This window comes from Kitasatospora sp. NPDC028055 (assembly GCF_040637885.1).
Classification (GTDB): domain Bacteria; phylum Actinomycetota; class Actinomycetes; order Streptomycetales; family Streptomycetaceae; genus Kitasatospora.
Window position 1 is genome coordinate 31,795 of sequence record NZ_JBEZXE010000027.1, and the last position, 26,492, is coordinate 58,286.

26 protein-coding genes are annotated in these 26,492 nt (G+C 71.6%); 13 read left to right on the forward strand and 13 right to left on the reverse strand.

All coding sequences use genetic code 11. The features are described 5' to 3' along the window. Positions 1 to 62 precede the first annotated feature (62 nt). A complete protein-coding gene (locus tag AB0F71_RS24545) occupies positions 63 to 605 on the forward strand; it encodes a hypothetical protein (RefSeq protein WP_360238052.1) in 543 nt (180 codons plus the stop codon). Positions 606 to 677: 72 nt separating this feature from the next. On the opposite strand, the gene AB0F71_RS24550 is transcribed toward AB0F71_RS24545, so the two are convergent. Then, a complete protein-coding gene (locus AB0F71_RS24550; RefSeq protein ID WP_360238054.1) occupies positions 678 to 2,033 on the reverse strand; it encodes a hypothetical protein in 1,356 nt (451 codons plus the stop codon). Positions 2,034 to 2,399: 366 nt separating this feature from the next. On the opposite strand from AB0F71_RS24550, the gene AB0F71_RS24555 reads away from it, so the two are divergent. Beyond that, a complete protein-coding gene (locus AB0F71_RS24555; RefSeq protein WP_188308551.1) occupies positions 2,400 to 2,585 on the forward strand; it encodes a PspC domain-containing protein in 186 nt (61 codons plus the stop codon). A gap of 84 nt (positions 2,586 to 2,669) precedes the next feature. Here the strand turns inward: AB0F71_RS24555 and AB0F71_RS24560 are convergent, their stop codons facing one another. From AB0F71_RS24560 to AB0F71_RS24570, 3 genes are all read right to left on the reverse strand, one after another. Next, positions 2,670 to 3,038 (reverse strand): ATP-binding protein, encoded by a 369-nt coding sequence (locus tag AB0F71_RS24560; RefSeq protein WP_360238057.1) that lies wholly within the window; start codon positions 3,036 to 3,038, stop codon positions 2,670 to 2,672. A gap of 215 nt (positions 3,039 to 3,253) precedes the next feature. Beyond that, complete coding sequence (locus tag AB0F71_RS24565; protein WP_360238059.1) at positions 3,254 to 4,411, reverse strand: adenosine deaminase; 1,158 nt, start codon at positions 4,409 to 4,411, stop codon at positions 3,254 to 3,256. 192 nt (positions 4,412 to 4,603) lie between these two features. Further along, a complete protein-coding gene (locus tag AB0F71_RS24570) occupies positions 4,604 to 5,572 on the reverse strand; it encodes a LysR family transcriptional regulator (protein ID WP_360238061.1) in 969 nt (322 codons plus the stop codon). A 92-nt stretch (positions 5,573 to 5,664) separates the two neighbouring features. Between AB0F71_RS24570 and AB0F71_RS24575 the strand changes: the two genes are divergently transcribed. From AB0F71_RS24575 to AB0F71_RS24585, 3 genes are read left to right on the forward strand one after another with little or no spacing between them, the layout of a single operon-like run. Continuing rightward, entirely contained in the window at positions 5,665 to 6,954 is a 1,290-nt protein-coding gene (locus AB0F71_RS24575; protein WP_360238063.1) for an MFS transporter, read from the forward strand. Between the two features lie 9 nt (positions 6,955 to 6,963). Beyond that, the gene (locus AB0F71_RS24580; protein ID WP_360238065.1) at positions 6,964 to 7,317 is read left to right on the forward strand and encodes an AbrB/MazE/SpoVT family DNA-binding domain-containing protein; all 354 of its coding nucleotides are present in this window, start codon (positions 6,964 to 6,966) and stop codon (positions 7,315 to 7,317) included. Next, positions 7,304 to 7,597 (forward strand): hypothetical protein, encoded by a 294-nt coding sequence (locus AB0F71_RS24585; RefSeq protein WP_360238067.1) that lies wholly within the window; start codon positions 7,304 to 7,306, stop codon positions 7,595 to 7,597. Before AB0F71_RS24580 ends, AB0F71_RS24585 begins: the two co-directional genes overlap by 14 nt. A 63-nt stretch (positions 7,598 to 7,660) precedes the next feature. On the opposite strand, the gene AB0F71_RS24590 is transcribed toward AB0F71_RS24585, so the two are convergent. From AB0F71_RS24590 to AB0F71_RS24620, 7 genes are all read right to left on the reverse strand, one after another. Further along, positions 7,661 to 8,938: a thymidine phosphorylase gene (locus tag AB0F71_RS24590; protein WP_360238069.1), complete on the reverse strand. Its 1,278-nt coding sequence runs from the start codon at positions 8,936 to 8,938 to the stop codon at positions 7,661 to 7,663. Positions 8,939 to 9,070: 132 nt separating this feature from the next. Next, positions 9,071 to 9,463, reverse strand: coding sequence for a cytidine deaminase (locus AB0F71_RS24595; protein WP_360238071.1), 393 nt, complete (start codon positions 9,461 to 9,463; stop codon positions 9,071 to 9,073). Next, positions 9,460 to 10,752, reverse strand: coding sequence for an ABC transporter permease (locus AB0F71_RS24600; protein ID WP_360238073.1), 1,293 nt, complete (start codon positions 10,750 to 10,752; stop codon positions 9,460 to 9,462). Before AB0F71_RS24600 ends, AB0F71_RS24595 begins: the two co-directional genes overlap by 4 nt. Continuing rightward, the gene (locus tag AB0F71_RS24605; protein ID WP_360238075.1) at positions 10,749 to 11,903 is read right to left on the reverse strand and encodes an ABC transporter permease; all 1,155 of its coding nucleotides are present in this window, start codon (positions 11,901 to 11,903) and stop codon (positions 10,749 to 10,751) included. Before AB0F71_RS24605 ends, AB0F71_RS24600 begins: the two co-directional genes overlap by 4 nt. 3 nt (positions 11,904 to 11,906) lie before the next feature. Then, positions 11,907 to 13,571: an ABC transporter ATP-binding protein gene (locus AB0F71_RS24610; RefSeq protein WP_360238173.1), complete on the reverse strand. Its 1,665-nt coding sequence runs from the start codon at positions 13,569 to 13,571 to the stop codon at positions 11,907 to 11,909. Between the two features lie 215 nt (positions 13,572 to 13,786). Then, complete coding sequence (locus AB0F71_RS24615; protein WP_360238077.1) at positions 13,787 to 14,842, reverse strand: BMP family ABC transporter substrate-binding protein; 1,056 nt, start codon at positions 14,840 to 14,842, stop codon at positions 13,787 to 13,789. Positions 14,843 to 15,098: 256 nt separating this feature from the next. Beyond that, the gene (locus AB0F71_RS24620; RefSeq protein WP_360238079.1) at positions 15,099 to 16,352 is read right to left on the reverse strand and encodes an amidohydrolase; all 1,254 of its coding nucleotides are present in this window, start codon (positions 16,350 to 16,352) and stop codon (positions 15,099 to 15,101) included. Positions 16,353 to 16,686: 334 nt separating this feature from the next. Between AB0F71_RS24620 and AB0F71_RS24625 the strand changes: the two genes are divergently transcribed. The 7 genes from AB0F71_RS24625 (at position 16,687) to AB0F71_RS24655 (ending at position 23,686) form a co-directional block, all read left to right on the forward strand. Continuing rightward, complete coding sequence (locus AB0F71_RS24625) at positions 16,687 to 17,442, forward strand: SDR family oxidoreductase (RefSeq protein WP_360238081.1); 756 nt, start codon at positions 16,687 to 16,689, stop codon at positions 17,440 to 17,442. A gap of 73 nt (positions 17,443 to 17,515) precedes the next feature. Beyond that, positions 17,516 to 19,165, forward strand: a complete 1,650-nt coding sequence (locus AB0F71_RS24630) for an alpha/beta hydrolase (protein ID WP_360238083.1) — start codon at positions 17,516 to 17,518, stop codon at positions 19,163 to 19,165. 327 nt (positions 19,166 to 19,492) lie between these two features. Then, positions 19,493 to 19,933, forward strand: coding sequence for a 2-oxo-4-hydroxy-4-carboxy-5-ureidoimidazoline decarboxylase (locus AB0F71_RS24635; protein WP_360238175.1), 441 nt, complete (start codon positions 19,493 to 19,495; stop codon positions 19,931 to 19,933). A 308-nt stretch (positions 19,934 to 20,241) separates the two neighbouring features. Beyond that, the gene (sdhC, locus tag AB0F71_RS24640) at positions 20,242 to 20,622 is read left to right on the forward strand and encodes a succinate dehydrogenase, cytochrome b556 subunit (protein WP_033332398.1); all 381 of its coding nucleotides are present in this window, start codon (positions 20,242 to 20,244) and stop codon (positions 20,620 to 20,622) included. 8 nt (positions 20,623 to 20,630) lie between these two features. Next, positions 20,631 to 21,122, forward strand: coding sequence for a succinate dehydrogenase, hydrophobic membrane anchor protein (gene sdhD / locus AB0F71_RS24645; RefSeq protein ID WP_360238085.1), 492 nt, complete (start codon positions 20,631 to 20,633; stop codon positions 21,120 to 21,122). 51 nt (positions 21,123 to 21,173) lie between these two features. Then, a complete protein-coding gene (gene sdhA, locus AB0F71_RS24650; RefSeq protein ID WP_360238087.1) occupies positions 21,174 to 22,916 on the forward strand; it encodes a succinate dehydrogenase flavoprotein subunit in 1,743 nt (580 codons plus the stop codon). Next, positions 22,916 to 23,686, forward strand: a complete 771-nt coding sequence (locus AB0F71_RS24655; RefSeq protein ID WP_360238089.1) for a succinate dehydrogenase iron-sulfur subunit — start codon at positions 22,916 to 22,918, stop codon at positions 23,684 to 23,686. Before sdhA ends, AB0F71_RS24655 begins: the two co-directional genes overlap by 1 nt. A gap of 87 nt (positions 23,687 to 23,773) precedes the next feature. On the opposite strand, the gene AB0F71_RS24660 is transcribed toward AB0F71_RS24655, so the two are convergent. Beyond that, entirely contained in the window at positions 23,774 to 24,031 is a 258-nt protein-coding gene (locus AB0F71_RS24660) for a hypothetical protein (protein ID WP_360238091.1), read from the reverse strand. Between the two features lie 145 nt (positions 24,032 to 24,176). On the opposite strand from AB0F71_RS24660, the gene AB0F71_RS24665 reads away from it, so the two are divergent. Next, positions 24,177 to 25,379, forward strand: a complete 1,203-nt coding sequence (locus AB0F71_RS24665; RefSeq protein WP_360238093.1) for a D-alanyl-D-alanine carboxypeptidase — start codon at positions 24,177 to 24,179, stop codon at positions 25,377 to 25,379. A gap of 28 nt (positions 25,380 to 25,407) precedes the next feature. Here the strand turns inward: AB0F71_RS24665 and AB0F71_RS24670 are convergent, their stop codons facing one another. Further along, on the reverse strand, positions 25,408 to 26,355 hold the full coding sequence (locus AB0F71_RS24670; RefSeq protein WP_360238095.1) for a YihY/virulence factor BrkB family protein: 948 nt from the start codon (positions 26,353 to 26,355) through the stop codon (positions 25,408 to 25,410). Positions 26,356 to 26,492 lie beyond the last annotated feature (137 nt).

The window sequence follows — 26,492 nt, forward strand, 5'->3', positions numbered from 1 at the left end:
AGTACTGTGCGCTGTCGTCCCCGGACGGTTCCCGTCGCTTTTCCCCTCCCACAGGAAATCCCTTGAACAATCTCGATTTCAGCAACGAGCCCGGCTTCTCCTGGTACGTCGTCCTGCTGGCGCTCAGCGGCACCATCATGCTGGTCCTCGGCGTCCTGCCCCTGCGCGGGCTCAAGGTCGGCATGCGGATCCTCAACATCGCGATCGGCCTCGCGTTCGCGGGCTACGCCTACTACCTCGCGTTCGTCTTCGAGGGCGGGACCTACCGGATCTTCTTCCAAGCGCTGATCCTGCCGATCGCCATGATCGTCACCACGGTGAAGGCGGTCGTCGAGCGCAGCAACGCCAAGAACGCGCCGCAGCAGCCGGTCACGCCGTACACCCCGCACGCGCCGTACAACCCCAACGCCCCGCAGGCGCCGTACAACCCCAACGCCGCCGCCCCGCAGGCGGCCGCGTTCAACCCGAACGCCCCGCAGGCCGGGCAGCCGGGCCAGCCGGTGGCGCCGCAGGGCGCCGTGCCGAACCAGCCGAGCGCTCCGGCGCAGCCGGTGGCGGACAACCCGTACGCCCAGCCGCAGCCGCCGCAGCAGCCGGCCGGCTGAGCCCCGGAACGCCGGAAGGCCCGTCCGTCCCCGCCTTCGAGCGGGGACGGACGGGCCTTGTGCTGTCGGGGCTCAGTTCCCGGCGCGCTGTCGGCGGCGGGCGACGACCAGGGTTCCGATGCCGAGGGCGATCGCGGTCGCGCCGGTGATCGCCATCGGGGCGGCCGAGGAGCCGCCGCCGGTGGAGGCGAGCCGGGTGGTCTCCACGACCGCCGGGGCCGGGGCGGCGGCAGCGGCGGCCTGCGGGGTGTCGGCCGCGGGGCTCGGCGCGCCGGTGGTGACCTGCGCGGCCGGGACGGCGGCGCTGGACGGATCGGCAGTGGCCCGGGTGGTCGGCGCACCAGTGGCCGAGGATGTGGGGGCCGGGGCGCCGGACCCCGCCGTGGCGGCCTCGATCCGGAAGTCCACCTTCGGGCTGGAGGTCCCCCGCTCGGTCCCGCCCGGACCGGCCAGGCTGTAGCCGTTGGCGAACACCGACTCGGTGCCCACCGGTGCGTCCTTGGTCCAGGCCAGCCGCAGGTTGACCGTACGGGTCTCGCCGTCGGGCAGCGGAATGATGTCGGTGCTCTTGTTGCCGGTGTACAGCGCCACAGCCAACTGGGTGCTGGGGAGGTCCCCCAGCGGCGACGGAGTGCCGGCCAGCCACTGGCCCTGCTGGGTCTGGAATTCGAGCCTGACCACTGCGGGAAGGAACGCGTTCTCGCCCTGGAGGACGACCGCCGGGACGATTTGGAGGTCCTTGCCGGTGTGGTTGCTGTAGACCACCTTGAACGCCTTGGCCTCGCCGCCGGCCGTGAAGGAGGCGGGCACACCCTCGACCTTCACGTCCGGGAGCCCGACCGGGGCCGGGGTGGTCGGGCCACCCACCGGAACGACCGTGAAGTTCGGGGTGCCGCCCCAGGCAACGGTGGGGCGTTGCCCCGGGGCGGGCAGGGTCGGATCCAAGGCCACCGCGCTGAGGGCGGCGGAGGCCGGGCCGGGGGCGGCGTCGGCGGCGAAGGTCAGCCGCAGCCGGTAGGTGAACTCGGCGCCGGCCGCCAGATGCAGCTCGGTGGCGAACTGGTCCAACGCCCAAGCGCCGCCGGCGTCGTTGCCCTGCACCTTGGCGTCATGCCACTGGGTGTCGCCGGGGCGCTGGTACTCCAACCTGAGCTGGCTCTGCCGGGGGCCGCTGCCGCGGACCGTCGTGACGACGAAGTCGGTCTGCACGTCCAGCTGGTGGTCGGCGGTGTTCTTGAGGGTCGAGGTGAACTCGACCGAGGTGCCCGCCTCGACCGTGGTCGGGAATGCGCTCGTGGTGATCACGATGGGCGAGGCCAGGCCTTGCGGCGGTGAGACGGGAGCCGTCGGACCGGCCGTCGGGGCCGCCAGCGCCGCCGGGGCCGAGGCCAGGGCGACGCCGGAGGCCAGCGCGGCCGCGGCGGCCACGGCGAGGATTCTGCGGGGCTGATTGCGCAAGGGGACCTCACGGGAGAATTCGGGCACAGCCCGAGAAGAGTGCGAAATCGCAGGCGTGAGGGGCCTCTTGAGGCCGTGACGGCGCCGCCGGTTTTTCCCCCCACCATCAGCGACCGCGGAATCATATCCCTCAGCCCGGACACCTTCGCGAACGGGTTTCGTACCCGGATCTCCGGGTCATCCCTGAGGCGGACCCCGATCCGGGTCTACGTCTTCCCGGTGACCGGCCAGGGTCGAGGATCGCCTGGCGGGTGGAGGTTTCCGGGCCGCCGGCGGCGGAGTATGGAAGTACGCCCGCCGGACCACCCGGCACCGGCAGCCAGCCAAGGAGTTCCCATGAGTGCGCGCCTCGCCCGCCCCCGCCACAACCGCGTCATCGCCGGCGTCTGCGCCGGGATCGCCGAGCGCTTCGGCCTCACCCCGTGGACCGTACGACTGATCTTCCTGCTGTCCTGCCTGCTGCCCGGCCCGCAGTTCCTGGTCTACCTCGCGCTGTGGGTGCTGCTCCCCCAGGAGCCGTGAGGCCGTACCGGCGGGCACGACGACGGGCCGCCCGCTCCCGGGGTCTCCGGGGGCGGGCGGCCCGTCGCCGTACGGCGGCCGGGGTCAGCCGGTCAGGCCCGGCAGCGGCAGGGCGCCGGTCAGCCCGCCGACGGGGGTCTTGTCCAGGCCGGGGACGCTCGGGACGGCGCCACGCTGCTGGGTGACGCCGGCGAGCGGAGCGGCGTCGGCGGCGGGAGCGGCCTGACCGGCGCTCGGGGTCAGGGTGCCGAGGGTGCCGGCGACCTTGTCGCCGCCGGGCAGCTTGGCCGCGGTGTCGGTGACCGCACCGGTCACCGCGGGGTTCGTCACCGCGCCGGTGGGCAGCCCGAGGCCGCCGGCCGCCTGGCCGGCCGCGGAGGCGGTGCCGGCGCCGACCGCTGCGATGGCGATGCCGAGCGCCGCGGTACCGGCGGCCTTGAGAGCCTGCTTCATGGTTCGTCCCCTTGAGTCCTCGTCGGTGGCCGACATCGCGCGGGGCGGCGGACGGGCGATTGCCGCCACGGCCTGTCAGCATTGACTGGCACACCGTAGTGACAGGATCGCGTGAGAACCAAAGGGCGTTCACTCACTCGAGTGAGTAGTCGGATGAACGCCAACTTCCGTGCCCGGAAGCCGCGTTCATCCGACCGCAGGGGCGGGTCGTCGGCTCAGCTGCCGGCGGTGCCCACGCTGAACAGCCACTCCGCCTTGAGCTCGGCGTAGCCCGGCTTGATCACGTCGTTGATCATCGCCAGCCGCTCGTCGAAGGGCAGGAACGCGGACTTCATCGCGTTCACCGTGAACCACTCCATGTCGCCCAGGGTGTAGCCGAAGGCGTCCACCAGGTGTCCGAACTCCTGGCTCATGCTGGTACCGCTCATCAGCCGGTTGTCGGTGTTCACGGTGACCCGGAACTTCAGCCGGCTGAGCAGCCCGATCGGGTGCTCGGCGTACGAAGCGGCCGCCGCCGTCTGGAGGTTGGAGGTCGGGCACATCTCCAGCGGGATGCGCTTGTCGCGCACGTACGCGGCCAGCCGGCCCAGCTCGACGGTGCCGTCCTCGTTCAGCGTGATGTCGTCGACGATCCGCACGCCGTGGCCGAGCCGGTCGGCGCCGCAGCACTGCAGGGCCTCCCAGATCGACGGCAGGCCGAAGGCCTCGCCCGCGTGGATGGTGAAGTGGTTGTTCTCGCCCTTGAGGTAGTCGAAGGCGGCCTGGTGGCGGGTGGGGGGGTAGCCCGCCTCCGCGCCCGCGATGTCGAAGCCGACGACGCCCGAGTCCCGGTGGCGGTTGGCCAGTTCGGCGATCTCCTGCGAGCGGGCGGCGTGCCGCATCGCGGTGATCAGGGTGCCGATGCGGATCCGGTGGCCGGCCGCACGGGCGTTGGCCTCGCCCAGGCGGAAGCCCTCCTGGACGGCCTCGACGACCTCGTCCAGGCTCAGGCCGCCCTCCAGGTGCTGCTCGGGGGCGTAGCGGACCTCGGCGTACACGACGCCGTCGGCGGCCAGGTCCTCGGCGCAGTCGGCGGCGACCTTGATCAGGGCCTCGCGGGTCTGCATGACGGCGCAGGTGTGGGCGAAGGTCTCCAGGTAGCGGACCAGCGAGCCGGAGTCGGCGGCCTCACGGAACCACTCGCCGAGCTCCTTGGCGTCGGTGGTGGGGAGTCCCTCGTAGCCGTTCGCGGCGGCGAGCTCGACGACGGTCTCGGGGCGCAGTCCGCCGTCGAGGTGGTCGTGCAGCAGGACCTTCGGCGCGCGGCGGATCTGGTCGGGGGTGGGAATGCGCGGGCCGGTGCCCGCGGTGGTGACGGGGATCTGCTTCTCCATTGCGGAAATATAGCCCCTACGCGCGTAGACCCACCACCGGGAACACCACCGGATGGTCCAAAGCAGGACCGGAATTCCACCGCCCGGTCCATAGGATCCGCCAAATCCACCGCGGTGCGCCCCCCCACCGCGGTCGCTGCGCCCCCACCTCAGTCGTGGCGCCCCTCACCGCAGTCGTCCGCGCCCCGCACCTCAGTCGTGGTGCAGCAGTCGCCCCCGCCGGGACAGCACGAAGTCCCGGAACGCCGCCACCGGCGGTGTCAGCGGCCGCCCCGTCGCCCAGGCCAGCCCGATCGCCCGCCGGGTCCGCGGCGCGGTCACCTCCAGCTCCACCACCCCGGGCCGCGGCACCAGCGCCGGCGGCAGCAGCGCCACCCCCAGCCCGGCCGCCACCAGCCCCCGCAGGGTCTCGGTCTCCTCCCCCTCGAAGGCCAGCCGGGGCACGAAGCCGGCCTGCCCGCAGAAGCCGTCCGTGATCATGCGCAGCCCGTAGCCCTGCTCCAGCCCGACGAACGGCTCCTCGGCCACCTCGGCCAGCCGGATCCGCCGCCGCCCAGCCAGCCGGTGGTCCGCCGGGACGGCCAGGTGCAGCCGCTGCTCGTCCAGCGGGCGGGCCGTGAAGGCCGGGTCGTCCGGCAGCGGCGCGACCAGGCACAGGTCCAACTCGCCCGCCCGCAACCGCTCCAGCATCGCCATGCCGTAGTCCTGCACCAGCTGGAACCGCACCCTCGGGTGCGCCACCCGGAAGCCGCGCAGCAGCGCCGGGACGGCGTCCGGGCCCATCGTGTGCAGGAAGCCGAAGGCCACCCGCCCCGCCGCCGGGTCCGCCTCCGCCCGGGCCGCCTCCGCGCCCCGCTCCAGCTCCGCCAGCGCCCGCTCCACCGAGGCCAGCAGCAGCCGGCCCGCCCTGGTCAGCCGGACCGTCCGGCCCTGACGGGCCAGCAGCTCCACCCCCAGCTCCGCCTCCAGCCGGGACACCGCGCGCGACAGCGTCGGCTGCGGCACCCCGAGCAGCGCGGCCGCCTGGGTCACGTGCTCCAGCCGGGCCACCGCGGCGAACCGGGCCAGCCTGGGCGCCAGCAGCACGGCCGGCTCCCGGGGCCCCAACTCGGCCGCCCGGTACGGCTGCTCCGCTCCGTCCGACACATCCGCCACGGCCATCCCCGTCCCACCTCGACCCATACGCCAGTGCATCGATCATCCACTCTTCATGCATTGGACGCATCAACCGTGCCGGGCCTAGCGTCGATGCCATGCAGCCCTCCGATACCAGGGCATCCGCGGGCACCCCGGATGCCTCCGCCGCGCACACCCTCGACCGGGACGACCGCCACCGCCCGGGCGGACCCGGCTTCCGCCGCGCCAACCTCGCCCTGTTCGCCGCCGGGGTCGCGACCTTCGTCCTGCTCTACTCCACCCAGGGCCTGCTGCCGGTCCTCTCGGCCGACCTCGACCTCACCCCCGGCCAGGCCAGCTGGACGGCCTCCGCCGCCACCCTCGGCCTCGCCCTCGGGCTGCTCCCGGCCAGCGCGCTGTCCGACCGGTACGGCCGCACCGCGGTGATGACGGCCTCCGTCCTCGCGGCCTCCGCCCTCGCCGTCGCCCTGCCCCTCGCGCCCGGCCTCACCACCCTGGTCGCGCTGCGCGTCCTCCAGGGCGCCGCCCTCGCCGGGCTCCCCGCCACCGCCATGGCCTACCTCGCCGAGGAGGTCCACCCCAGCGCGCTGGCCTCCGCGATGGGCCTGTACGTGGCCGGCAACAGCATCGGCGGCATGGGCGGCCGGCTGGTCTCCGGCTGGACCGCCGCCGCCCTCGGCTGGCGCTGGGGCCTCGCCGCCTCCGCCGCCCTCGCCCTGCTGGCCGCGCTCGCCTTCCGGCTGCTGATCCCCGCCGCCCGGCACTTCACCCCGGCCCCGGTGGACGCCCGCGCGCTCGCCCGTACCGTCGGCCGGCACCTGCGCAACCCGCTGCTGGTGCGGCTGTACGCGCTCGGCATGCTGTTCATGGCGGTGTTCGGCGCGGTCTACAACACCGTCGGCTACCGGCTGATCGCCGCGCCCTTCCACCTGCCGGAGTCGGTCGCCGCCTCGATCTTCGTGGTCTACCTGGTCGGCACCGGCACCTCCGCCGCGGCCGGCCGCCTCTCCGGCCGGCTCGGCCGCCGCGGCACCCTCTACGTCGCCATCGGCGTGACCGCCGCCGGGCTGCTGCTCTCGCTCGCCGACTCCCTGGTCTGCGCGCTGCTCGGGCTGGTACTGATCACCGCCGGCTTCTTCGCCGGCCACGCCACCGCCTCCGCCGCCGTCGGCCGCACCGCCACCGAGGGCCGCGCCCAGGCCTCCGCCCTCTACCTGATCGCCTACTACCTCGGCAACAGCCTCGGCGGCACCCTCGGCGCCGACGCCTACCACTCCACCGGCTGGCCCGGCGCCGCCACCGTCGGCCTCACCGCCATGGCCCTCGCCGCCGCCGTCACCCTCTACGCCACCCACCAGGCGCACACAGCCCGGCGAGCAAGATTGGGCAGACTTTCTGCGAGGTAGACTTTCCTCATGGCAGACCTCAAGCGCCGGCGCCGTCCCCACCTCGTGTCCACGCCCGTGCGGAAGAAGGGCGTGGTCACCATCCCGCAGGAGATAAGAGAGCAGCTGGACCTCCAAGAGGGTGACCAGCTGGTGGTTGCGGTGGAGGACGGCCGCATCGTCCTGACCCCCGCCTCCGTCATCCCGGACGACCAGGCATGGTTCTGGAGCGCTGCCTGGCAGCAGAAAGAGCACGAGGTCGACGAGGCGATCGCGGCGGGCGAGCGGGGCGAGGTGTTCCAGGACGGTGACACCTTCCTGCAGTCGCTCGCCGACGAGGCCGGCCTGGACGTGGGGGAGATCAAGCGACGTGCCGACGTATGAGTCGCTGGCCCACTTCCTGCGCGACTGGAAGAGTCTGACCGCCGCGCAGAAGACCGCGTTCCTCGTCGCGGTGGCCCAGTTCGTCGCCGACCTCCACGCCGGACGGGGCTTCCGTCGGGGCCTTCGGGTGAAGAAGATGCAGGGCCACCCGGACGTGTGGGAGATGACGTGGGCTCCGGACGGCCGCGCCACGTTCAGCTATGGGGTGCCCGTCCAGGACGGCGAACCCCACATCGTCTGGCGCCGGATCGGCACCCACGACATCTTCGGCCGTCCCTGACCGGTGGAAGCGCAGGTCCGCCCGGCGGTGAGCACCGGCGGGCGGACCTGTTCACGACCACGGTCAGGCGATGCGGTCGAGCACGATCGGGTTCGGGGTGAACGCGGTGCCCTCCGGGGAGACCGTGATGCCGCCCGCGAGCGCCTCGATGGCGTAGTCGTAGCGCTCGGGGGTGTCGGTGTGCAGGGTCAGCAGCGGCTGGCCGGCCACCACGGTGTCGCCGGGCTTGGCGTGCATCTCGACGCCGGCGCCGGCCTGCACCGGGTCCTCCTTGCGGGCGCGGCCGGCGCCCAGGCGCCAGGCGCAGACGCCGATCGCGTAGGCGTCCAGCTCGGTGAGCACGCCGGAGGCGGGCGCCGGGATGACGTGCTGCTCGCGGGCGACCGGGAGCGGGGCGTCCACGTCGCCGCCCTGGGCGGCGATCATGCGGCGCCAGTGGTCCATCGCGGAGCCGTCGCGCAGCGCGTCGGCCGGGTCCTTGCCGTGCACGCCCGCTGCGGCGAGCATCTCGCGGGCCAGGGCGAGGGTCAGCTCGACGACGTCGGCAGGACCGCCGCCGGCCAGCACCTCGATCGACTCGCGGACCTCCAGCGCATTGCCGGCGGTGAGGCCGAGCGGGGTGGACATGTCGGTGAGCAGGGCGACGGTGTTGACGCCCGCGGTGGTGCCCAGGCCGACCATGGTGCGGGCGAGCTCGCGGGCGTCGTCCAGGTTCTTCATGAAGGCGCCGGAGCCGACCTTGACGTCCAGCACGAGCGCGCCGGTGCCCTCGGCGATCTTCTTGGACATGATCGAGGAGGCGATCAGCGGGATGGCCTCGACGGTGCCGGTGACGTCGCGCAGCGCGTACAGCTTCTTGTCGGCGGGGGCGAGGCCGTCGCCGGCCGCGCAGATGACCGCGCCGGCGTCGCGCAGCACGTCCATCATCTCGTCGTTGGAGAGCAGGGCGCGCCAGCCGGGGATGGACTCCAGCTTGTCCAGGGTGCCGCCGGTGTGGCCGAGCCCGCGGCCGGACAGCTGCGGGACGGCGGCGCCGCAGGCGGCGACCAGCGGGGCGAGCGGGAGGGTGATCTTGTCGCCGACGCCGCCGGTGGAGTGCTTGTCGCTGGTGGGCAGCGGCAGCGAGGAGAAGTCCATCCGGACGCCGGAGCGGATCATGGCCTCGGTCCAGCGGCTGATCTCGTGCGGCTTCATGCCGTTCAGCAGGATCGCCATGGCCAGCGCGGACATCTGCTCGTCGGCGACCTCGCCACGGGTGTAGGCGTCGATGACCCAGTCGATCTGAGCGTCGCTCAGCTCGCCGCGGTCGCGCTTGGTCCTGATGACGGAGATGGCGTCCATGCGTGCTCCAAGAGGGGTTTCAGATGCGTCGTACAGATGCGTCGAGAAGATGCGTGGAAATGCGAAGAGTGCCGCGAGATGACCGGGTTCCGGCCCACTCGCGACACTCTACGCGCGTAACAATTGCCGAAGCTAGAGCCGCTCCGGGCCGAACGCGTCGGGCAGGACCTCGCTCATCGGCTTCACGCCGGAGGCCAGGTCGACCAGCAGTCCCGGTCCGCCGTGCTCGTACAGCAGCTGGCGGCAGCGCCCGCACGGCATCAGCAGTTCGCCCGCGCCGTCGACGCAGGTGAAGGCGACCAGCCGGCCGCCGCCGGATGCGTGCAGCGCGGACACCAGCCCGCACTCGGCGCACAGCCCGAGCCCGTACGAGGCGTTCTCCACGTTGCAGCCGCTGACCAGCCGACCGTCGTCGACCAGCGCCGCCGCGCCGACCGGGAACTTGCTGTACGGGGCGTACGCGTGGCCCATGGCCTCGCGCGCCGCCTCGCGCAGCCGCTCCCAGTCGACCGCGGGGGCCGTCACTTGCCCTGGCCCTTGCGGTAGACCTGACCGTCGGCCTTGGGCATCCGCAGGCGCTGCGAGGCCAGCGAGAGCACCACCAGGGTGATCAGGTACGGCGTGGCGACGATCAGCGGACGCTGCACCTCGTCGGTCAGCGCGTACCAGGCGCCGAGGCCGCCGGCCACCACGAAGGAGACCACGGTCGCGGTGTACTTGCGGCGGTACAGCTGCCACAGGGCGAACAGCGCCATCGCGATCGAGACGACCAGGATCAGCACGTGCACCGACTCCGGGTCGCGCAGCTGGAGGCTGTCGGTGAAGCCGAACAGGCCGGCGCCCATGGCGAGGCCGCCGGGCATCCAGTTGCCGAAGATCATCGCCGCGAGGCCGATGAAGCCGCGGCCCAGGGTCTGGCCGTCCTTGTAGAAGTGCGCGGCGACCAGCGAGAGGTACGCACCGCCGAGGCCCGCGAAGGCGCCCGAGGCGATGACCGCCAGGTACTTGTACTTGTAGACGTTGACGCCCAGCGACTCGGCGGCCGTCGGGTTCTCACCGCAGGAGCGCAGCCGCAGGCCGAACACCGTGCGCCAGAGCAGGAAGTAGCTGACCACGATCAGCACGGCGGCCAGCACCACGACCACCGAGAGGTTGGTGACCAGACCGCCGAGCACGCCGGCGAGGTCGGAGACCAGGAACCAGTGGTGGTTCTCGATGGTCTTCAAGCCGGAGGACAGCCCCGGGACGGTGATGTACGGCAGCGGGTCCGCCGGCGGGGACTGGTTCGCCCCGGCACCGGCCGAGATGTAGTCCTTGTAGTAGATCCGGTTGACGTACGCGCAGATGCCGGGGATCAGCAGGTTGATGCCGACGCCGGAGACGATGTGGTCGACGCCGAAGGTGACGGTGACGACCGCGTGCAGCAGACCGCCCAGCGCACCGCCGAGCATGCCGGCCAGCAGACCGACCCACGGGTTGACCAGGTAGCCCGCCCAGGCGCCGCAGAAGGTGCCGGCGACCATCATGCCTTCGAGGCCGATGTTGACCACACCGGCCCGCTCGGACCAGAGACCGCCCAGACCGGCCATGCCGATCGGCACGGCGGAGCCGAGCGCCGCGGCGACCTGACCGGAGGAGGTCAGCGAGTGGTTGCCGGTGGCCATGCCCACGGCGGCGAACAGGACCAGGGCGCCCGCGATCAGCAGGAGCACCACGGGCCAGGACAGCTTGCGCTTCTTCGCGGGCTTGCCCGTGGGCTCTCCGAGCGGAAAGACGACCCTCTTCCAGTAATCGGCCGTAAAGTTCTGGCTCATGCCGCAACCTCCTTGTTGCTAGCTGCGGCGGCCTGGGCGGCGAGCTGGGCGCCGACCTTCTGCTGCTGGCGCTTCAAGCCGTAGCGGCGCACCAGCTCGTACGCGACGACGACGCAGATGACGATGGTGCCCTTCATGACGTCGACGATCTCGAAGGGGAACCCGCCCTGGAGCGGCAGCTGCGAGCCGGTGGCGTCCAGGAAGGCGAACAGCAGGGCCGCGAAGGCGATGCCGATCGGGCTGTTCCGGCCGAGCAGGGCGATCGAGATGCCCAGGAAGCCGAGGCCGGGCTGGAAGCTCTGGCCGTAGTAGTACGAGTTCTGCAGCAGCTCGGGCAGGCCGATCAGACCGGCGATGGCGCCCGAGACCACCATCGAGATGACCACCATGCGCTTGACGTTCACGCCGGACGCGGTCGCGGCGGACTCCGAGCGGCCGGTGGCGCGCAGGTCGAAGCCGAAGCGGGTGCGGGTCAGGGTGAACTGGAAGACCACACCGACCAGGGCGGCGACGAAGATGAAGCCCCAGAGGTTCCCACCGGCGGTGGGGATGCTGAAGAAGTGGCTGGACTGCGAGACCGGGTCGGTCTGGATCGAGTTGCTGGTGCCGCTGACCTTCGGGGCGAAGATGCCGGGAACGAGCAGCAGACCGACGATCGCGAGCGAGATCGAGTTCAGCATGATGGTCGAGATGACCTCGCTGACACCGCGGTAGACCTTGAGCAGACCGGCGATGCTCGCGTACAGGCCGCCGACCAGCATCGCGGTGACCAGCAGCAGCGGGATCTGGATGATCGCCGGCAGGTCGACCTGGGCGCCGACGAAGGCCGCGAACAGCGCGGCGACCTTGTACTGGCCCTCGACGCCGATGTTGAACAGGTTCATCCGGAACCCGAACGCGGCGGCCGCGGCGGCCAGGTAGTAGGTGGTGGTCCGGTTGAGGATGTTCACCTGGCCGTCCGACTTGGTGGCGTACGTGATCATCACGTTCCACGCGTCGAACGGGTTCTTGCCCGAGGTCGCCAGCAGGACGGAACAGATCGCGACGGAGAGCACGACCGCGAGCACCGGCGCCGCCAGTGCGAGCACGATCCGCTCACCGCTGATCCGCTGCGCCAGGCTGCGCTTGGCGGCGGGGTTGGGACTGGTCATGGGTTACTCCCCCGCCTGCGGGTCGTCGGCGGTGTCGGTGTGCGGGTGCTCGGCCGCGGCCTCGGTGCCCTCGGCGGCGACGGCCTGCGCCTCGGCGACGGCCTCCGGCTCGGACTCGATGTGGCCTGCGGCGGCACCGGTCATCGCGGTGCCGAGGTCCTCGGCGGTGACGGTGGCCGGGTCGGCGTCGGCGACCAGGCGGCCGCGGTAGATGACCCGGATGGTGTCGGAGAGGCCGATCAGCTCGTCCAGGTCGGCCGAGATCAGCAGGACGGCCAGGCCCTCCCGCTGGGCGACCCGGATGTGCTCCCAGATCTGCGCCTGCGCGCCGACGTCCACACCGCGGGTCGGGTGGGCGGCGATCAGCAGCTTGGGCTGGTGGCTCATCTCGCGGCCGATGATCAGCTTCTGCTGGTTGCCGCCGGAGAGCGAGGCCGCGGTGACCTCGATGCCGGGGGTGCGGACGTCGTACTTCCGGACGATCCGCGCGGTGTCCTCGCGGGCGGCGGCCGGCTTGAGCAGCACCCCGCTGGAGTTGGGCTCCTCGGTGACGTGGCCGAGGATCCGGTTCTCCCAGAGCGGGGCCTCCAGCAGCAGGCCGTGCTTGTGGCGGTCCTCGGGGATGTAGCCGATGCCGGCCTCGCGGCGGGCCCGGGTGAGGGTGCCGGAGAGGTCCTTGCCGTCCAGGGTGACGGTGCCGCCGTCCAGCGGCAGCATGCCCATGATGGCCTCGACCAGTTCGGCCTGGCCGTTGCCCTCGACACCCGCGATGCCGAGGATCTCGCCCTTGTGGATGCGCAGCGAGATGTCGTCCAGGACGACGCGCTCGATGCCCTCGGCGTCGGTCTTGGCGATCCGCAGGCCCTCGACCTTGAGCATCTCGGTGGTGGTGACGGTCGACTCGCGGCTCTCCGGGGAGGGCAGCTCGGCGCCGACCATCAGCTCGGCCAGCTGGCGGGCGGTGACGGCCTTCGGGTCGGCGTCGCCGACCGTGGTGCCGCGCCGGATGACGCTGATCGCGTCGGCCACCGCGAGCACCTCGTGCAGCTTGTGCGAGATGAAGATGACGGTGACGCCCTCGGCCTTGAGCTCGCGCAGGTTGTCGAACAGCGCGTCGACCTCCTGCGGGACGAGTACGGCCGTGGGCTCGTCGAGGATCAGGATCTTGGCGCCGCGGTACAGCACCTTGAGGATCTCGACGCGCTGGCGGTCGGCGACGCCGAGGTCCTCGACCAGGGCGTCCGGGCGAACGCCCAGGCCGTACTGGTCGGAGATCTCCTTGATCTTCGCCTTCGCCTTGGCGCCGATGCCGTGGAGCTTCTCGCCGCCGAGGACGACGTTCTCCAGCACGGTGAGGTTGTCGGCCAGCATGAAGTGCTGGTGCACCATGCCGATGCCGCGCGCGATGGCGTCACCGGGGGTGTGGAACTCGCACAGCTCGCCGTTGATCGCGATGGTGCCCTCGTCCGGCTTCTGCATGCCGTAGAGGATCTTCATCAGCGTCGACTTGCCGGCGCCGTTCTCGCCCATGAGGGCGTGCACCGTGCCGGTGCGGACGGTGAGGTTGATGTCGTGGTTGGCCACGACACCGGGGAAGCGCTTGGTGATGCCGCGCAGTTCGACGGCCGGGGTCGCCGTCCCCGCGCTGGGGGTTCCGTCCTTGCGCAGGGGGACGGGGTCTGATGCGGTGATGGCGGTCTCCTGGTGGTCTGGAGGCGCGTCGTTGCGCTCGGAGGGCCAAGGGGGGACAGGGGAAACGTGGAGACGGAACGGGGCCCGGGGGTGCGTCGAGCGCACCCTGCCGGGCCCCTCCCGTTGATCGAGTCGATCATCGCGCTACCGGGCAGGCGGCAGCGTCAGGTCGCGTCCGGGACGCGCCGTCCTCAGGAGGTCGGCGCGGTCGGGATGGTGGTCGCGCCGCTGGTGATGGCGTCACTGGCGGCCTTGAGCTTGTCCTGGATGTCGTCGATCTTGCCGCCGGTGGTGGCGAGCGAGACACCGTTGGCCTTGAGGTCGAAGAGCTTGATGCCGGTGAACGGCGTGCCCTTCTTGACCGAGTCGATGTACGCGTACACCGCGTTGTCGACGTTCTTGACCATCGAGGTCAGGATGCTGTTCTTGAACTTCGCCAGGGCCGGCTGGTTGGCCTGGTCGGAGTCGACGCCGATGGCCCACTTGCCCGCGTTGGCGACGGCCTCGATGGAGCCGTTGCCGGAGGAGCCGGCGGCGGAGTAGATGACGTCCGCGCCCTTGTCGAGCTGGCCCTGCGCGGCCTCCTTGCCCTTGTCGGGCGAGTTGAAGCCGGTGAAGTCCGGAGGCGTGGTCAGGTAGGTGGTCTCGACCTGGATGTTCGGGTCGACGGACTTGGCACCCGCCTTGTAACCGGCCTCGAACTTCTTGATCAGCTCGGACTGCACACCACCGATGAAGCCGATGTGGTGGGCCTTCGACTTGTTCGCGGCGGCGACGCCGGCGAGGTACGAACCCTCCTGCTCGGCGAAGAGCAGCGAGGTGACGTTGGACGGCTGGTCCTTGTCGTTCGAGTCGATGATCGCGAACTTGACGTTCGGGTTGTCCTTGGCGACCTTGTTGACCGCCGGCTGGTAGACGAAGCCGACCGCGATGATGGTCTTGTAGCCGGCGTCGACCAGGTTCTTGAGGCGGGTCTCCTTGTCGGCCTCGGCCTCGCCCGACTTGGCCTCGGCCTCGGTCACGGAGACGCCCAGGTCGGCCTTGGCCTTGTCGAGACCGCGCGCGGCGGAGTCGTTGAAGGACTGGTCACCACGGCCGCCGATGTCGTAGGCCATGCCGACCTTGAGAGCGTCGGAAGACCCGGAGGAGGCGTTGGTGTCAGTGCTCTTTGCGCCGCAAGCGGCGAGCGAGGCCATGCCCAGGGAACCCGAGAGCACAACCGCGGCGAGCTTCATTGAACGGCGCAAGGGAGTTTCTCCTTCTCACACGCACCCGATTAGCGTGGTCGGACGCCACCGTAACGCGCGTAGAACACGGTTGGGTTACGGGCTGCCGGAGCATTCGGGTTGTTATCAAACCGTGGTCTGACGGCCTTCCCCGAGCCCCTTTTCCCGTGCGCGGACGGTGAATCCGAGACTTGGTCCGCCCAGTCTACGGAACTGTTCCGAAACTCCGGAGCTCGACAACCTGCGCACGCGTCGCCCACAAACCCCCTCGGAACGGTCAGATCCGGTCATCCTCCAGGGCCAGCGCCGAGAACAGCTCCACGCCCACGCCGATCGCCCGCTCGTCCACGTCGAAGCGGCCCTGGTGCAGGTCACGGACGGTGGTGTCGCCGGGGGCCCGGACGCCCAGCCGGGCCAGCGCGCCCGGGGCGTGCTCCAGGTACCAGGAGAAGTCCTCGCCGCCCAGGCTCTGTTCGGTGCCCTCCACCACCTGGGCGCCGTCCCCGCCGAACCGGGCGGTCATCGTCTCCTCCAGCCGCGCGACCGAGACCGCCTCGTTGACCACCGGCGGCACCCCGCGGTGGTAGTCCAGGGTCCACTTGGCCCGGTAGGTCTCGGCGAGCTTGGCGATCAGCTCGTGCAGCAGGTCCGGCGCCTCGCGCCAGCCGTCCAGCTCCAGGCAGCGGACGGTGCCCTCCAGTTCGGCGTGCTGCGGGATGACGTTGGCCGCGGAGCCGGAGGCGATCCGGCCCCAGACCAGGCTGACGCCCCAGCGCGGGTCCATCCGGCGGGCCAGGGCGGCCGGCAGGTCCGCGGCCATCCGGGCGATCGCGGTCACCAGGTCCGTGGTCAGGTGCGGGCGCGCGGTGTGCCCGCCGGGGCCGTCCAGGTGCAGCACCAGGCGGTCGCAGGCCGAGGTGATCGCGCCGACCCGCAGGGCGATCCGGCCCACCTCCACCTTGGGGTCGCAGTGCACCGCGTAGATCCGGCCGACGCCGTCCATCCCGCCCGCGTTGATGACGTCCAGCGCCCCGCCGGGCATGACCTCCTCGGCCGGCTGGAACACCAGCCGGACGGGGCGGCGCAGCTCGCCGGAGCGCAGCGCCCCGGCCAGCACCAGGCCGGTGCCGAGCAGCACCGAGGTGTGCACGTCGTGGCCGCAGGCGTGGGCCCGGCCGGGGACGGTCGAGCGGTACGGCACGTCGGTCTTGGCGTCGTCGATCGGCAGCGCGTCGATGTCGGCGCGGAAGGCCAGGAACTCGGCGCCCGCAGCGGTGCCGGCCGGGACGAGGTCGACCAGCAGCCCGGTGCCGCCGGGCAGCACCCGCGGCTCCAGGCCCGCCGCGACCAGCCGGTCGCGCAGCAGGTTGGTGGTGCGGAACTCCTGGCGGCCCAGCTCCGGGTGCCGGTGCAGATCACGGCGGAAGGCGATCAGCTCGGGCTCCAGCCCCCGGACCCGGGCGCGCAGTTCGGCGGCGGGGCGTGCGGCGGCGAGAGTGGCGCCCGGCTGAGCGGGCTCAGGACGGTTCATCTCCCCAAGAGTAGGCCCGTTGGGGGGATTTGGCCCGACTTCCGGAAAACCAGTCCCCGGATGGGCGCATACCGGCCGGACAGGTGGGTATGACATCTCGTTTCAGCCGCCTTCCCCGGGTTGCTTGCCCTGTGCAACGATCACCCTGGCCGGTGGTCACGGCCGCCACCGGCTTGACGCCCGGGCCCGTTGACGGCCGCTCAGCAGGCCCGTTCGGTGGCTGTCCCCCCTGCAGTGCGCCCGGCGCCCGGGTGACGGCCGGACCGGAGCGCTCGCTCCGCGCACCCGGTTGAGATGATCGGACGAACGACCGGATGAGCCCCAGGGAGTGGCAATGACCGAGCAGAAGGTGGCCGTGGTCACCGGTGCCAGCAGCGGAATCGGCGCGGCGACCGCCCGCCGGCTGGCCGCCGAGGGCTTCGAGGTGGTGCTGACCGCGCGCCGGACCGAGCGGATCGAGGCGCTGGCCAAGGAGATCGCCGAGCGGGGCGGCTCGGCCAGGGCGGTCACGCTGGACGTCACCGACCGGGCCGCCGTGGACGCCTTCGCGGCCGAGGTCGGCCGGGTGGACGTCCTGGTGAACAACGCGGGCGGCGCGATCGGCGCGGAGACCGTCGAGCACGGCGACCCGGCCGACTGGCGGGCCATGTACGAGGTGAACGTGCTCGGGGTGCTGCACATGACCCAGGCGCTGCTGCCCGCCCTGCGCGCCACCGGTGACGGCACCGTGCTGGTGCTCTCCTCGACCGCCGCGCTGGCCGCCTACGAGGGCGGCGGCGGGTACGTCGCGGCCAAGCACGCCGCCCACACCATCGCGGCGACGCTGCGGCTGGAGCTGTGCGGGGAGCCGATCCGGGTGATCGAGATCGCGCCCGGGATGGTGAAGTCCGAGGGCTTCGCCGTCACCCGCTTCCGCGGCGACGAGGAGAAGGCCGCCGCCGTGTACGCGGGCGTGGCCGAGCCGCTGACCTCGGAGGACATCGCGGACACCGTGGCCTGGGCGGTCACCCGGCCCTCGCACGTGAACATCGACCTGCTGGTGGTCCGCCCGCGGGCGCAGGCCGCCAACCACAAGGTCCACCGCGGCTGACCGGCCCTTCCGGCGGGCGGCCCGAGGACACCCCGATCGAACACGTGTCGTACACGAGTGGTACACACGTGCGATGACGATCTTCCGGGCCGCCCGCCCACGGGTGCTGCTGACCGCCCTCGCGGCCGGCACCCTCCTGCTCACCGCCGCCTGCAACGACACCGTGACGACGGCTCAGGACAAGGCCTCCGGCCCCACCGCGCCCGCCGCCGGCAGCCCGACGGCCACCCCGACGCCCACCGCCAGGCCCAAGGGCGAGGCCGACCCGGCGCTCAAGGCCTTCTACGGCCAGCAGATCACCTGGGCGGACTGCCCGGCCGACCCCAAGGCCGAGAAGGCGAAGATCGACACCTCCGGCATGCGGTGCGGCAGGCTGCACGTCCCGCTCGACTACGCGAACCCCGCCACCGACGCGATCGACCTCGCCCTGGTCAAGTACGCGGCGGCCGACCAGGGCAAGCGGATCGGCTCGCTGATGGTCAACCCCGGCGGCCCCGGCGCCTCCGGCGTCGAGATGGTCAAGTACGGCGCCAAGGACTTCGCCGGCACCCTGCACGACCGCTTCGACGTGATCGGCTTCGACCCGCGCGGCACCGGCGACAGCTCCCCCGTGGTCTGCTACGACGACAAGCAGCTCGACGCCGCCAACCAGGAGGACGCGCCGGACGACCCCGCCGAGCGCAAGGCCGCCCACGTCAAGCAGTCCACCGACCACGCCGCCGCCTGCCAGGCCAAGTCCGGCAGGCTGCTGCCCTTCGTCGGCACCCGCAACACCGCCCGCGACCTGGACGTGCTGCGCGCCGCCGTCGGCGACCAGCGGCTCAACTACCTCGGCATCTCCTACGGCACCTACCTCGGCGCCCTCTACGCCGAGGAGTTCCCGCAGAACACCGGCCGGCTGGTCCTGGACGGCGCCGTCGACCCGGCCCAGGACAACCTGGACCACGGCGTCGACCAGCAGGTCGGCTTCGAGAAGTCCTTCGAGCGCTTCGCCGCCGACTGCGTGGACAACCACCCCGACGAGTGCCCGCTCGGCACGGACCGGACCAAGGCCGCCAAGAAGGCCGCCGACTTCCTGGACGGCCTCCACGACCACCCGCTGACCACCAAGGACGGCCGCAAGCTCGGCCGTGACATGGCCTGGACCGGCGTCATCTCCCTGCTGTACGGGGACGAGAAGACCTCCTGGCAGTACCTGCGGGCCAGCCTCGGCTGGGCGATGAAGCGCGACAAGGGCGACTACCTGATGGCCTTCGCCGACGACTACAACGGCCGTGACCAGGACGGCCACTACAGCCCGATGGACGAGGCCAACAGCGCGATCAGCTGCGCCGACGCGGCCCGCCCCGCGCCGACCCCCGAGCACGCCCGGCAGGCCGTCGAACGGCTGCGGACCGAGGCGCCGCTGCTCTCCAAGGGCGTCACGGTCGACGACTACGCCGAGCCCGGCTGCGCCTACTGGCCGTTCAAGACCCAGGAGAAGCCGCACACCATCCGCGCCGAGGGCGCCGCCCCGATCCTGGTGGTCGGCACCACCGGGGACCCGGCCACCCCGTACTCCTCCGCCGAGAAGCTGGCCAAGGGCTTCGCCAAGGCCACCCTGCTCACCCGGGTGGGCGAGGGCCACGGCGCCTTCGGCAAGGGCAGCGCCTGCACCGACCTCGCCATGGCCGCCTACCTGACCGACGGCACCATGCCGGCCGAGGGCACCCGCTGCGGCTGAGCCGGTAGCAGATCCGTACGGGGAGGGCGCTGACACGAAGGTGTCAACGTCACAACTTGATAGCTCGTCCGGATGAATTCCGCGCGCGCCCTCCCCAACTGATGAGCACTCAACTACGTTTGAGGGGCTGCCAGAACGGCGCCGCGCGCCCCCTCCGCAGCCCCATACTTCACCTGCTCCACCACCCACACCAGCCGCTTCCCGCCCTCCGAGGAGGACCCGCTGGCCAGCGACATCCCGTCACAGCGGCCCGACGCCAGCAGCGACCCGACCCTCCTCGGCCTGCACCGCTTCAACGAAGCGGACGCCGGCGCCGCCGAGGAGGCCCTGCTGGCCTGCTGCGGCAGCCACCGCTGGGCCCTGCGGCTCACCGCCCACCGGCCCTACCCCGACATAGGGTCCCTGCTGGCCGCCGCCAGCGAGGCCTCCTACGACCTGCGCCCGGCGGACCTCGCCGAGGCCCTGGCCGACGAGAGCTGGATGCCGCAGCCGCTGCTCGGCATGCGCGCACCCGGCAGCCAGGCCGCGCACACCGCGCTGCGGGCCGCCCACGCCGCCTACGAGGCCCGGTTCGGCCACGTCTTCGTGGTCTGCCTGGACGGCGTCGCCCCGGAGGAGATGCTCGACGCCGTACTCTCCTCCATCCGCACCCGGCTGGCCAACGACCCGGACGAGGAGCGGCTGACCGCGGCGGACGAGCTCCGGCGGATCGCCCTCACCAGGCTGGAGCACCTGGTCGCCACCCACTCCGAGGCCGGAGCGCGCTGAGCCCCCGCCACCCCGGCCGCGCCGCCCCGGCGCGCCGGGGCGGCGCGGCCGGCCCCGATTCATCCCCACGGGTGAATCCGATCGCCGCCCGTCACCGTTGAGCCCCAAGGCAATCACCCAGTGTGACCGAAGTGGCCCCGGTTCCCGCCCCACTAGGCCAGAAGTGCCTGATTGATCACACCTGGGTACCCCGGAGGCGGTTCCCGACGCGGCGTCGATAGGATGCTGGCGGCCGGTGGACCGTACCCGGCCGGGCTGACCGACACCGAAGCCGGCCGAGCCCCCAATCGCTTCCGGAGGGTTTTTCCGTGCCGGCTGGAACGCTGTACCGCGGCCGGGAAGGCATGTGGAGCTGGGTGGCTCATCGAGTCACCGGCGTCCTCATCTTCTTCTTCCTGTTCGCCCACGTCCTGGACACCGCCCTCGTGCGAGTGTCGCCGGAGTCCTACGACACCGTCATTCAGACGTACAAGACTCCGCTCGTGAACCTGATGGAGTACGGCCTGGTGGCCGCCATCCTGTTCCACGCGCTCAACGGCCTGCGCGTCGTCGCGGTGGACTTCTGGTCCAAGGGCCCGAAGTACCAGAAGCAGATGCTGTGGACCGTCGTCGGGGTCTGGGTCGTCCTGATGGCCGGCTCCTTCTACGGCATCCTGCAGCACACGCTGATCTCCTGGTTCGGGAAGTGAGCTGACTGATGTCCACGGACTACTCCGACGCGATCGTCGTCCCCTCCAAGCAGGCGCACACCGGCAAGGGCATCGGCACCGGCAACCCCGCCGACGCCTTCGTCATCGAGCCGCCGCGCAAGCGGACCGGGAAGACCCCGCGCCGCACCCGCACCAACTTCGAGATGCTGGCCTGGCTCTTCATGCGCCTGTCCGGTGTCGTCCTGGTCGTGCTGATCCTCGGCCACCTGCTGATCATGCTGATCCTGGACGGTGGCGTCTCCAAGATCGGGTTCGCCTTCGTCGCCGGTCGCTGGGCCTCGCCGTTCTGGCAGGGCTGGGACCTCCTGATGCTCTGGCTCGCCATGCTGCACGGCGCCAACGGCATGCGTCAGGTCATCAACGACTACGCCGAGAAGGACTCGACCCGGCTCTGGCTCAAGGGGCTCATGGGTACCGCCACGGTCTTCACCGTGCTGCTCGGCACCCTGGTGATCTTCACCTTCGACCCCAACATCTGAGCCGCGAGCACCATCGACCATCGGCAGAGGCCAGAGGCGAGTTAACCCCCCATGCAGATTCACCAGTACGACACCGTCATCGTCGGCGCCGGCGGCGCCGGCATGCGCGCGGCCATCGAGTCGACGCAGCGCAGCCGCACCGCGGTCCTGACCAAGCTCTACCCGACCCGGTCCCACACCGGCGCGGCCCAGGGCGGCATGTGCGCCGCCCTGGCCAACGTCGAGGAGGACAACTGGGAGTGGCACACCTTCGACACGGTCAAGGGCGGTGACTACCTGGTCGACCAGGACGCCGCCGAGATCATGTGCAAGGAGGCCATCGACGCCGTCCTCGACCTGGAGAAGATGGGCCTCCCCTTCTCCCGCACCGAGCAGGGCCGGATCGACCAGCGCCGCTTCGGCGGCCACTCCCGCAACCACGGCGAGGCCCCGGTCCGCCGCTCGTGCTACGCGGCCGACCGCACCGGCCACATGATCCTCCAGACGCTGTTCCAGAACTGCGTCAAGCACGGCGTCGAGTTCTTCAACGAGTACTACGTCCTCGACCTGCTGCTCAACGAGGGCAAGACGGCCGGCGTCGTCGCCTACGAGCTGGCCACCGGCGAGATCCACGTCTTCCAGGCCAAGTCGGTCGTGTTCGCCTCCGGCGGCACCGGCAAGTTCTTCAAGGTCTCCTCCAACGCCCACACCCTCACCGGTGACGGCCAGGCCGTGGCCTACCGCCGCGGCCTCCCGCTGGAGGACATGGAGTTCTTCCAGTTCCACCCGACGGGCATCTGGCGGATGGGCATCCTGCTCACCGAGGGCGCCCGCGGCGAGGGCGGCATCCTGCGCAACAAGGACGGCGAGCGCTTCATGGAGCGCTACGCCCCCGTCATGAAGGACCTCGCGTCCCGTGACGTCTGCTCCCGCGCGATCTACACCGAGATCCGCGAAGGCCGCGGCTGCGGTCCGGACGGCGACCACGTCTACCTGGACCTGACCCACCTGCCGCCGGAGCAGCTGGACGCCAAGCTCCCGGACATCACCGAGTTCGCGCGCACCTACCTCGGCATCGAGCCCTACACGGACCCGATCCCGATCCAGCCCACCGCGCACTACGCCATGGGCGGCATCCCGACCAACGTCGAGGGTGAGGTCCTGCGCAACAACACCGACGTCGTCCCGGGCCTGTACGCGGCCGGCGAGGTCGCCTGCGTGTCCGTGCACGGCGCCAACCGCCTCGGCACCAACTCGCTGCTGGACATCAACGTGTTCGGCCGTCGCGCGGGCATCGCCGCCGCCGACTACGCCAACGCGAACGAGTTCGTCCCGCTCCCGGACGACCCGGAGGCGCTGGTCCAGGGCATGGTCGACCGGCTCCGCGAGTCCACCGGCACCGAGTCCGTGGCGCAGATCCGCAAGGAGCTGCAGGAGACCATGGACGCCAACGCGATGGTCTACCGCACCGGCGCCACCCTCAAGCAGGCCGTCGAGGACATCGCCGCCCTGCGGGAGCGCTACAAGCACGTCTCCATCCAGGACAAGGGCTTCCGCTACAACACGGACCTCCTGGAGGCCATCGAGCTGGGCAACCTGCTCGACCTGGCCGAGGTGCTGGCCGTCTCCGCGCTGGCCCGCGAGGAGTCCCGCGGCGGCCACTACCGCGAGGACTTCCCGACCCGTGACGACGTGAAGTTCATGCAGCACACCATGGCGTACCAGGAGGTCGCCGCCGACGGCAGCACCTCCATCCGCCTCGACTACAAGCCGGTCGTCACGACCCGCTACCAGCCGATGGAGCGTAAGTACTGATGAGCACTCCGACTGTGGAGCACTCGGCCGCTCTGGACGCGGTCGAGGCCGGTGGCGTACAGCTGATCACCGTCACCTTCCGGATCCGCCGGTTCAACCCGGAGGAGCACCCGGACCCGGTGTGGGTCGACTACCAGCTGACCATGGACCCGAAGGAGCGCGTCCTGGACGCGCTCAACAAGATCAAGTGGGAGCAGGACGGCACCCTCACCTACCGCCGTTCCTGCGCGCACGGCATCTGCGGCTCCGACGCCATGCGGATCAACGGCCGCAACCGGCTGGCGTGCAAGACCCTGATCAAGGACGTCAACCCGGAGAAGCCGATCACGATCGAGGCCATCAAGGGCCTGACGGTCCTCAAGGACCTGGTCGTGGACATGGACCCGTTCTTCCAGGCGTACAAGGACGTCATGCCGTTCCTCATCACCAAGGGGAACGACCCGACCCGCGAGCGCCTGCAGTCCGCCGAGGACCGCGAGCGCTTCGACGACACCACCAAGTGCATCCTGTGCGCCGCGTGCACGTCGTCCTGCCCGGTGTTCTGGAACGACGGCCAGTACTTCGGCCCGGCCGCCATCGTCAACGCGCACCGCTTCATCTTCGACTCGCGCGACGAGGGTGCCGAGCAGCGCCTGGAGATCCTCAACGACCGTGAGGGCGTGTGGCGTTGCCGCACCACCTTCAACTGCTCCGAGGCCTGCCCGCGTGGCATCGAGGTCACCAAGGCGATCCAGGAAGTGAAGCGGGCGCTGGTCACCCGCCGCTTCTGACCCCCGCCTGAGCAAGACGGAGGCCCCCGCCCGATCCTCCGATCGGACGGGGGCCTCCGTCGTTGCCGGGTGGCGGCAACGGGGATTTCAGTCCGTGGCCGGGGTGCGGCGGGTGGCGCGGAGGCCGCGGACGCCGATGGTGCCGACGGCGATGCCGAGGAGGAAGGAGGTGACGGCGAGGAGCAGGTGGACCCAGAAGAAGGCGGTGGGCTGGGAGTGGTCGCCGTTCACGAAGGCCTGGTTGCCGGAGTCCTTCCAGAGGTTCTTGACGAAGGTGGTCCAGATGATCATCGACCAGACGCCGAAGGCGGTCAGGAACCAGGAGGTGCGGCGGCTGAGCTTCATGGGGTGGTCCTCGGCGGGGATGCGGTGGCTGCGGGGTGCCTCCCCAGTATGCGCGGGCCGCCGATCGGCGTAGGGCGGGCCCCTCCTGCGGAGGAGCCGTCCGGTGTGGCGGACGTCCCGGCTCCGCAGTGGGTACGGTCAGCTGGTGCCCACACCCCGTCACACCTTCGCGCAGTTGTGCGCCGCGGTCACCGCGGCCCTCCCGGTCCTGCTCGCCGCGCCCGCGGCGGTCGCGGCTCCGCAGGCGCCGCCCCCGTCGACCGCGATCGGCGGTGAGCGGCTGGGGCTGCCCGGGGTCCAGGTCGATCCGCTGGCGGGGGCGCCGGCGCTGCCGACGGACCTCACCGGCCAGTCCTGGATAGTCTCCGACGCCACGTCGGGGGACGTGCTGGCGGCCTACAACCCGCACCTGAGGCTGCCCCCGGCGAGCACCTTGAAGATCCTCTTCGCGGACACCGTGCTGCCCAAGTTCGACCGCAACGCGGTGCACCGGGTCGCCGACGAGGAGATCCAGAACATCGGCCCCGGCAGCAGCCTGGTCGGCATCAAGGAGAACCTGGACTACCGGGTCGAGGACCTGTGGCGCGGGGTGTTCCTGAGCTCGGGCAACGACGCCGTGCACGTCCTGGCGCACATGAACGGCGGCATCCAGCCGACCGTCAACGAGATGCAGGCCAGGGCCGAGGCCCTCCAGGCGCGGGACACCAAGGTGATCTCCCCGGACGGCTACGACATGGACGGCCAGCTGTCCTCGGCCTACGACCTGTCGCTGTTCGCCCGGTCCGGCCTGCGCAACCCGGACTTCCGCGGGTACTGCGCGACCCGGGACGCGATGTTCCCCGGCGCCGTCGACCGGAACACCGGCCAGCGCGGCAGCTTCGGGATCGCCAACACCGACCGGCTGCTGGGCAAGTACCCCGGGCTGATCGGGGTGAAGAACGGCACCACCACCAACGCCGGTTCGACCTTCGTCGGCGCGGCCGAGCGCAACGGCCGGACGCTGCTGGTGACGGTGATGCACCCGGCCAGCTACCAGAAGGTGTACGACGAGACGGCCGAGCTGCTGGACTGGGGCTTCGCCGCGGCGGGCAAGGTCCGGCCGGTCGGCCGGCTGGTCGACGAGCAGCAGGCCGGCCGCGAGGAGCCGACCGGTCAGGCGGGCGGCGCCGCCGGTGCCCCCGCCCCGCCGCCGCACCCCTCCCCCACCGGGGACCGGCCCGCCGCCGGGGCGGCCGGGGACGGCGGGCTCGGCGCGGGCGGCTGGGCGGCCGTGCTGGTCGGGGCCGTGGCGGCGGCGGGCGCCGTGCTGGCCGTCCGGCGCCGGGTGGCGGGCCGCGCCGGGGACTGAGCCGTGGTCCGACGCCCCGGCCCCGGCCTCAGGTGCGGGGCCGGGGCGTCGCCGTGGGCGTGGTGTCCTCCGCCTCGGCCTCGTCGGCCGCGGCCAGCAGCGCCCGGCCGTGCTCCCTGGTCCGCTCCCGGGCCGCCACCGGGTCGGCGGTGGCCGTCCAGGCCACGCAGTACATCAGCAGCCGGCTGACGAAGTTGATCCACAGCAGCAGCGCCACCGGGGTGGCGAAGGCCCCGTACAGGCTCCGCCCGGCGACCGAGCCGAGGTAGGAGGAGAGCAGCAGTTTCAGCAGTTCGAAGCCGACCGCGCCGATCAGGGCGCCGGTCAGCAGGTCGCGGCGGCGCTGGTCGGTGATCCCGGGGAAGGGCGCCAGCAGGTAGGCGAAGAGCAGCATGTCGCAGGCTATGGCGATCAGGATGCCGACCCCGGTCAGCAGGTAGCCGCTGCCCAGGCCGATCGCGTCGGCGATCCGGCCGGCGAGCGTGGTGCCGGCGGCGGAGGCCCCCAGCGAGAACAGCGACACCAGGCCGAGGCCGGCCAGCACCAGGACGTCCCAGGCCTTGCGCAGCACCGGGTTGCCGTCCTCCTCGGGCAGCTGCCAGAGGTCTCTGATCGAGGTGCGCATGGTGTCCACCCAGCCGAGGCCGGAGACCAGCAGCAGGGCGCCGCTGACCAGCCCGAGGGTGCCCGCGTTCGCCACCAGGGACGGCAGGTTGAGCGAGTCCGACAGGCCCGGCAGCTGGTCGGAGATGCGGTGCTGGAGGTCGTCCACCTGACTGCCGTTCAGGGTGGCGACGGCGATCGCCAGGCCGACCGTGAGCAGGGGAAACAGGGCGAGGAAGCCGAAGAAGGTGACGGCTCCGGCCAGCCGGTTGCCACGGGCGGCGGAGAAGTACTCGTACACCCGGTAGGGGCGGCTGCGCAGCACCCGGGCCACGAGCGGGCCCAGGACCGGAAGGCGGGTCAGGAAGTCCACCCGACCGGTTATACCGGCCCGTCCCCCGAACGGCCGTCAGGCGCGGGCCGGTGCAGCGGATCCGGCCAGGACGGTGCAGCGGATCCGGCCAGGCGGGTGCCGCGGCTCCGGGCCGACGCCGATCAGCTGTTGACGAG